At 73.6% G+C, this 6,671-nt stretch carries 6 protein-coding genes; 3 read left to right on the top strand and 3 right to left on the bottom strand.

Annotated elements, in window-relative coordinates:
* Window positions 1-214: 214 nt before the first annotated feature.
* Window positions 215-2,254, bottom strand: a complete 2,040-nt coding sequence (locus ACWEFJ_RS09030) for a PQQ-dependent sugar dehydrogenase (protein WP_449713372.1) — start codon at window positions 2,252-2,254, stop codon at window positions 215-217.
* A gap of 14 nt (window positions 2,255-2,268) precedes the next feature.
* Complete coding sequence (locus ACWEFJ_RS09035) at window positions 2,269-2,853, bottom strand: Scr1 family TA system antitoxin-like transcriptional regulator (protein WP_378090839.1); 585 nt, start codon at window positions 2,851-2,853, stop codon at window positions 2,269-2,271.
* Window positions 2,854-2,979: 126 nt separating this feature from the next.
* On the opposite strand from ACWEFJ_RS09035, the gene ACWEFJ_RS09040 reads away from it, so the two are divergent.
* A complete protein-coding gene (locus ACWEFJ_RS09040; RefSeq protein WP_378090838.1) occupies window positions 2,980-3,573 on the top strand; it encodes a TetR family transcriptional regulator in 594 nt (197 codons plus the stop codon).
* Between the two features lie 70 nt (window positions 3,574-3,643).
* Window positions 3,644-4,114: an acyl-CoA thioesterase gene (locus tag ACWEFJ_RS09045; protein WP_378090837.1), complete on the top strand. Its 471-nt coding sequence runs from the start codon at window positions 3,644-3,646 to the stop codon at window positions 4,112-4,114.
* Here the strand turns inward: ACWEFJ_RS09045 and ACWEFJ_RS09050 are convergent.
* Complete coding sequence (locus ACWEFJ_RS09050; RefSeq protein WP_449713373.1) at window positions 4,083-5,141, bottom strand: TetR/AcrR family transcriptional regulator; 1,059 nt, start codon at window positions 5,139-5,141, stop codon at window positions 4,083-4,085. The two genes, ACWEFJ_RS09045 and ACWEFJ_RS09050, sit on opposite strands and share 32 nt — an antisense overlap.
* A gap of 93 nt (window positions 5,142-5,234) precedes the next feature.
* Between ACWEFJ_RS09050 and ACWEFJ_RS09055 the strand changes: the two genes are divergently transcribed.
* The gene (locus ACWEFJ_RS09055) at window positions 5,235-6,407 is read left to right on the top strand and encodes a cytochrome P450 family protein (protein WP_449713374.1); all 1,173 of its coding nucleotides are present in this window, start codon (window positions 5,235-5,237) and stop codon (window positions 6,405-6,407) included.
* The last annotated feature ends 264 nt before the right edge of the window (window positions 6,408-6,671 follow it).

Below are 6,671 nucleotides of genomic sequence, written 5' to 3' on the forward strand. Positions count from 1 at the left end.
GACGGGCCTGGCAGTGGGGTGAACACCTCGTGGCGACCGGGTGACCCGGACCCGCGAACCGCCCCGTCCGACGCGAATCGGGCGAGTCGGGCGGGCGGGCGCGGGCGGGCGCGGGCGGCCGGGCGCGGGCGGCCGGCCGCCGGTGATCGGCCGCGGGTGATCGGGGGCGGGTGATCAGGGGCGGGTGATCAGGGTGGCGGTCGGGAGGGAGCGGTCACCCGTACCGGATGTCCACGTGCAGCACCCGGTCGTTGCCGCTCTGCCCGTCGCGGTCCTCGGTGGTCGTCAGCCAGAGGTCGCCCTCGGGGTCCACCTCGACCGTCCGCAGCCGACCGTACGCGTGGTGGAAGAACTCCCGCTGCTCCACCAGGTCGTCGGAGTCGATGCGCAGCCGGTACACCCGCTGCCCGATCGTGGTGCCGATGAACAGGTGGTCGTTGATGATCGCCAGCCCGCTCGGCCCGCCGGCCGACGTCGGCCACGTCACCTTCGGCGGCACGCTGCCCTCGCAGTACCCGTCCCGGCCCTCGCAGCCCGGCCAGCCGTAGTTGCCGCCGCGCTGGATCAGGTTGACCTCGTCCCAGGTGTTGTTGCCGAACTCCGTCGCCCACAGCCTGCCCCGCGAGTCGAACGCCAGGCCCTGCACGTTGCGGTGCCCGTAGCTCCAGATCGCCTTGCCCGGGAACGGGTTGTCGGCCGGGATCGACCCGTCCGGGTGGATCCGCAGGATCTTGCCCGCGTTGGTGTCGAGGTTCTGCCCGTAGCTGCCGTTCTGCGCGTCGCCGGTGGAGACGAACAGGTACCGGCCGTCCGGGCTGAACCGCAGCCGGCCGCCGTTGTGGTAGCGGTTCTTGGGGATCCCGCCCAGGATCGTGGTCCAGCCGGTCAGCGCGTCCCCCGCCAGCCTGGCCCGCACGACCTGGTTGCCGCCCTCGGCGGTGTGGTAGATGAAGACGTGCCCGTCCGCGACGAACGTGGGCGACACCGCGATGCCCAGCAGGCCGCCCTCGCCGCTGGTGCTCTGCGCGCCGGGCACCCGGCCGAGGTCGGTCCGCCGGCCGTCCGGGGAGAGCCGGTAGACCTTGAACCGCTCCCGCTCGGTGACCAGCGCCGAGCCGTCCGGCAGGAACGCCACGCCCCACGGCACGTCGGTGCCGTCGCGCAACGCCGTCACCACGCCGGGCGTCGGCTCGCCCGCGGGCACGGCGCCGCCGGGTGCGGCGATCACCTCGGCGCTGAACGGCGAGAGGTTCCCCGCCGCGTCCCGCGACCGCACGCTGAACCGGTGCCCGACGCCAGCGCTCAGCCCGTCGACCGTGGCCGAGGTCGCGTCGGTGGTGCCCACCTGCGCGCCGTCGCGGTGCACGAGGTAGCCGGTGACGCCGACGTTGTCGGTGGAGGCGTCCCACGCGAGCGACACGCTGGTCGGCGTCCGCCCGGTGACGCGCAGGTTGCCGGGCGCGGTGGGCGACTGGTTGTCCAGCAGCACGGTGTCGGTGCGCATGACGACGTTGTTGCTGGCCTGGGAGACGTTCGGCACGGCGTCGCGCGCCAGGACCGTCCAGTCGTACTCGGTGTCGGCCTCCAGGCCGATGACGGTCGCGCTCAGCGTCTCGCCCGGCACGCTCATCATCAACTGCCCGTGCTGGTAGACGTCGTAGCCCACCACGCCGACGTTGTCGGTGGCCGCGTCCCAGGCGAGCGACGCGCTGTGCTCGGTCTTGCCGGTCACGCGCAGGTTGCGCGGCGGGGTCGGCGGCTGGGTGTCCACGGGGGCGGGGCCCACGGACACCCGGTCGGTGTTCGGGCCGCCGTCCCGGCTCACGGCGGTGGCCCGGACGCGGTTGCGGCCCGTCCGCAGGGACACGGTCGCGGTGGCGTCGCGCCACGTGGTCCACGCCCCCGTGCCGGGGAACGGGACGGTGCCCGCCTGCACGCCGTTCACCGACACCGCGAGCACGAGGTCGGACCGGGTCCCGTTGGCGTAGCGGAAGACGAGCCGGTGCGGGCCCTCCTCGGCGGCGGCCACGGTGTACTCGACGTACCCGCCGGCCGCGTCGTCGTAGTCGACGTACCCGGGCCCGGTGTAGCCGGCGTGGTCGGAGCGCACCTCGCCCCCGGAGATCGTCGCCGCCTCGGCCTGGTGCTCGGTCAGCCCGCGCGCCGCGCCGGGGGCGGCGAGCAGCAGCGGCGACGTCAGGGCCGCCACCGCGACCAGGGCGAGCCTGCGCCGGGTGTTCGGTGTGGGAGCCATCGGTGTCCCCGGTCTCAGCGGTTGCGGTGGTGCGCGGCGCGGCGGCGGAACGCCGACCGCGAGGACGGCACGTCGAGCGCGACCCGGTCCAGCACCTCGGCCTGCCGCCGGCCGTCGGGCAGGGTGAACGGCGAGCGGAGCACGTCGACGTGGCCGGCCGCGAAGGGCACGAGGCGGACCGGCACGTCGTCCCGGTCGGCGAGCGCGTCGAACTGCCCGGCCATGACCGCGTCGTCGCCGACCCGCACGTGCAACGCGGCCTCGTGCACGAAGAAGCGCGCGGTGGCGGGCACGGGCCGGTCGCCCGGGTCGTGGGCGGGCACGTCGTGGGCGAGCGCGTCGTCGCCGATCGCGCGGTGGCCCAGGGCCAGGGCGTAGGCCGGGGTGCGCAGCGGTTCGGGCACGCACAGGGGCTCGAAGACCACGAGGTCGGACCCGTTCGGCCCGCACGCGACCTCGCCCGGTCGGCGGCCCACGAGCCTGATCAGATCGATCAAGTCCGGGCCGTGCCGACTGCGGTCCACCGTGGACGGTCGGTTCCACCAGCCCGAGCCCGGCACCAGCCTCAGCGGCGGCCGGATGTCCTCACCTGCGGTCACGGTGCGCCACCGTAGTGACGGTGACCAGGTGTTTCGAGCCGAGAGCGAGAAGTACACCCCAAAGTGGACCGGGCAAGCCGTACGTACTGATTGGATTTCCCCTGGCGGCCCTGGCAACATCGACAGGTGCCCAGGGTGAGCCAGGACCACCTCGATGCGCGTCGCCGTCAGATCCTCGACGGCGCACGCGCGTGCTTCGCGCGATTCGGCTACGAAGGCGCGACCGTGCGCCGCCTGGAAGAGGCTACCGGCCTGTCCAGGGGCGCGATCTTCCACCACTTCCGGGACAAGGAGTCGCTGTTCCTGGCGCTGGCCGAGGACGACGCGCTGCGCATGGCCGAGGTCGTCGCGGAGCAGGGCCTGGTGCAGGTGATGCGGGAGCTGCTGCACCCGCCGGACCCCGAGGACGTCGAGCACCCGGCGGACTGGCTCGGCACGCGGCTGGAGGTGTCGCGCCGGCTGCGCACCGACCCGGAGTTCCGGGCGCGGTGGGCGGAGCGGTCGCGGCAGCTCACCGACGCGACGCGGCAGCGGCTGGAGCGCCAGCGCGAGGCCGGGAACCTGCGCGACGACGTGGACGTGGACGTGCTGACGTCGTTCCTGGAGCTGGTGCTGGAGGGCCTGGTGTCGCACCTGGCGATGGGCCTGCCGGCCGACGACCTCGAACCGGTGCTCGACCTGGTCGAGGAGAGCGTGCGCCGGCATCGCCGGTCCGGCTGACCCGTCGTCACCCGCAGCGCTCTTCGCGGGATCGGGACACACCGGGTGGGTGACCCATAGGATCGCCGACATGGCTGACGCGCGACCTGCCCACGTGCACCGGGTGCGGGTGCGCCCGGTCGACTGCGACCGCCAGGGGATCGTCCACGCCTCCCGCTACCCGGTCTTCTTCGAGGCCGCGATGGTGGAGGCGCTGCGGTCGCTGCTGGGCTCCTACCGGGAGCTGGAGAAGCACGGCATCGACTTCGTGATGGCCGAGACGTCCATCCGGTACCTCGCCCCGGCCCGGTTCGACGACCTGCTGCGGATCGCGGTGCGGGTGCGCACGCTCGGCACCACGACGCTGACCATGGGTTTCGACGCGGACGTGGACGGCACGCCGGTCGCCACGGGCTGGAACCGGTACGTCTCCTTCGGCACGCCGGAGCTGCGCAGCACCCCCATCCCGGCCGACTTCCGCAAGGCCCTGGAACGCCGGCCGGCCGCCGCGAGACCCGCGACCAGGCCCGTCACCCGGTCCGTGCCCGAGCCCCGGCGCTGACCGCGTGACCCGCGCCTGACCCCTCGGCCCGCGCCACGACCCGGCCGCGCTCGACGCGGACCGCGGTCTCGGTCTCGTCGCTCACCGCCGGCACGCGCGCGGCGGCGGCCAGCGCGCCGGTCTCGTCGCACACCACCCGCAGCCGGGGCCACGCCCGGACCGGGAACGCCTCCCGCAGGCCCGCGCACACCTGCGCCACCACCAGCCGCGCCAGCGGCGCGAGTTCGGCCGGCGTCGCGGTGACCATCGCGAGCGTCACCGGCACGTCCGCCCGCACCGCCTCCTCCACGGCCGCCAGCCGGTTCAGCCCCAGCACGACCACCACGCCGTCCTCGTCCGGCGTCACCTCGGCGCCCCGCACGAGGTCCACGACGGTCGGCGGGCTCCACGGCCGGTCGTCGTCCCGCACCGCCGCGCCGGGCGGGGTCGCCCACCAGTCGTTGAGGTCCAGGCCGGCGAGGCGTTCGCACGCGCTGATCACGTCGAACGGCTCCACGAACCCCGGCGCGGCGGCCGCGAGCCCGCTCGCGCCGGAGAGGGTGGTCAGCACCGTCTCGGCGAGCCGCACCAGGCGGGGCGGCGGCGAGCCGGGCGGCGTCACGACCGGTTCGACGGCTTCCAGCGCGAGGCTGACCAGCAGCGCGTCCAGCTTCATGAGCTGCGTGAACGGCCGGCGCGTCACCTCCTCGGCGGCGACCTCGGGCAGGAAGTCCCGCGCCAGCGGGTCGTGGCCGACGGAGGTGACCCAGGCGCGGGCCAGCGCGCCGAGGGCTTCGCGGCGGTTCGTCCCGCGCTGGGGGTTCGACGGCGCCACGGCGCGTTCGGCCAACTCGGCCAGCACCGCGAAGTAGAGGGCCCGCTTGCCGGGGAAGTTCGAGTACACCGCGCCCCGGGTCAGCTCGGCGCGCTGCGCGATCGTGTCGATCTTCGCGTCCCGGAAGCCGCGCTCGGCGAACTCGGCCCGGGCGGCGTCCACCACCCGCGCCCGGTTGCGCTCCTGGGCCTCCGCCCTGCTCAGCCGTGCCATCACGCTCCCGTTTGCCAGGCGTCGCGTGTCAAGATACCGTCATCATTCAGATGATGAGAACATCTGATCAGAACATCTGCATGGAGGACCGCGTTGACCGTTCCCGAGATCGACCCCGCCGACCCCGCGGTGCTGTCGGACCCCTTCACGGCTTACGGGGAGGCCCGTGAGCGCTGCCCGGTGGCGAAGATGCGCCTGCCCGGCATGGGCGACATGTGGGTGCTGACGCGGCACGAGGACGCCAAGGCGATGCTCGCCGACCCCCGCTTCGAGTTGAGCGCCAACAGCTTCATGGGCCTGCCCGGCGTGCCGGAGCACTGCAAGCCGTACCTGCGCACGATGTCCGAGATGAACGGCCCGGAGCACCTGCGGCTGCGGAAGCTGGCCGCGCCCGCGTTCACCGCGCGCCGGGCGGAGGGCTTCCGGGCGCGCATCGAGGTGATCGTCGGCGAGCTGCTCGACGCCCTGCCGGACACCGGGCCGGTGGACCTGCTGGCGCACTTCGCCCGGCCGTTGCCGATGGACGTCATCTGCGAGCTGGTGGGCATCCCCGCCGAGGAGCGGGGCCGGTGGCGCGAGTACGGCGCGGCGGCCGTGGGCGGCTACGGCCCGGCGTTCCTGGCCGCGATCCCGGACATCGTCGAGGGCGCGATCGAGGCCGTCGCACTGCGCCGGACGTCACCGGGCGACGACCTGATCTCCCAGCTCCTGCGGGTCCGCGACGAGGACGGCGACCGGTTCACCGACGCGGAGCTGGTGACCCTGGTGTGGCAGCTCGTGATCGCCGGGCAGACGCCGACCAACCTCATCGTCAACGGCCTGGAAGCGCTGCTGACCCACCCCGACCAGCTCGCCGCCGTGCGCGCGGACCCCACCCTGGTGCCGCGCGCGGTCGAGGAGCTGACGCGGTGGGTCGGCCCCCAGTTGCTCACCGTGCCCCGGTTCGCGACGGAGGAGGTCGCGTTCGGCGACGTGGTGATCGGCAAGGGCGAACCGGTGTTGACGGCGATCGTCTCGGCCAACCGCGACCCCCGCGCCTACGCCGACCCGGACGCGTTGGACGTGACGCGCGAGCAGCCGACCGGCCACCTCGGGTACTCGCACGGCGCGCACTTCTGCCTCGGCGCCGCGTTCGCGCGGGTGCAGACGCAGGTGGCCATCTCGGAAATCCTCCGGCGATTCCCCGACCTGGCCTTGGCCGAGACGCCACAACGCACTCCGGACGGCGGAACCTGGCGCTTGTCCTCTCTCGTCGTCAATCGCTGAACCCCGTCGGCGTGAACTGAGCCCTTGGAAGCCGCGACGGCTCGACAGCCCGCCGTCTGGAACAAGAACAACAACCCACAACGGACCCGCAGCCTCCCACCGAGGCTCGATTTGACATGGGTTCGGGTGCCGTAGGCTGGACGAAGCCGGGCAGGCTTGGCGGGCGCTTTTTCCGCCGAGCCTGCCCGGCTTTGGCCTGCCTGTGGTGCCCGTAAGGAAGAGCGGGGTGTAGGGAAAGAGTGTGAAACGGAGAGGGGAGAGATA

It is taken from the genome of Actinosynnema sp. NPDC004786, assembly GCF_053601135.1.

Excerpts from the sequence above, each read along its gene's own strand:
- ACWEFJ_RS09045 (WP_378090837.1), top strand. The coding sequence starts at position 3,644 with ATGGCTGACGCGCGACCTGCCCACGTGCACCGGGTGCGGGTGCGCCCG.
- ACWEFJ_RS09050 (WP_449713373.1), bottom strand. The coding sequence starts at position 5,141 with ATGGCACGGCTGAGCAGGGCGGAGGCCCAGGAGCGCAACCGGGCGCGG.
- ACWEFJ_RS09030 (WP_449713372.1), bottom strand. The coding sequence starts at position 2,254 with ATGGCTCCCACACCGAACACCCGGCGCAGGCTCGCCCTGGTCGCGGTG.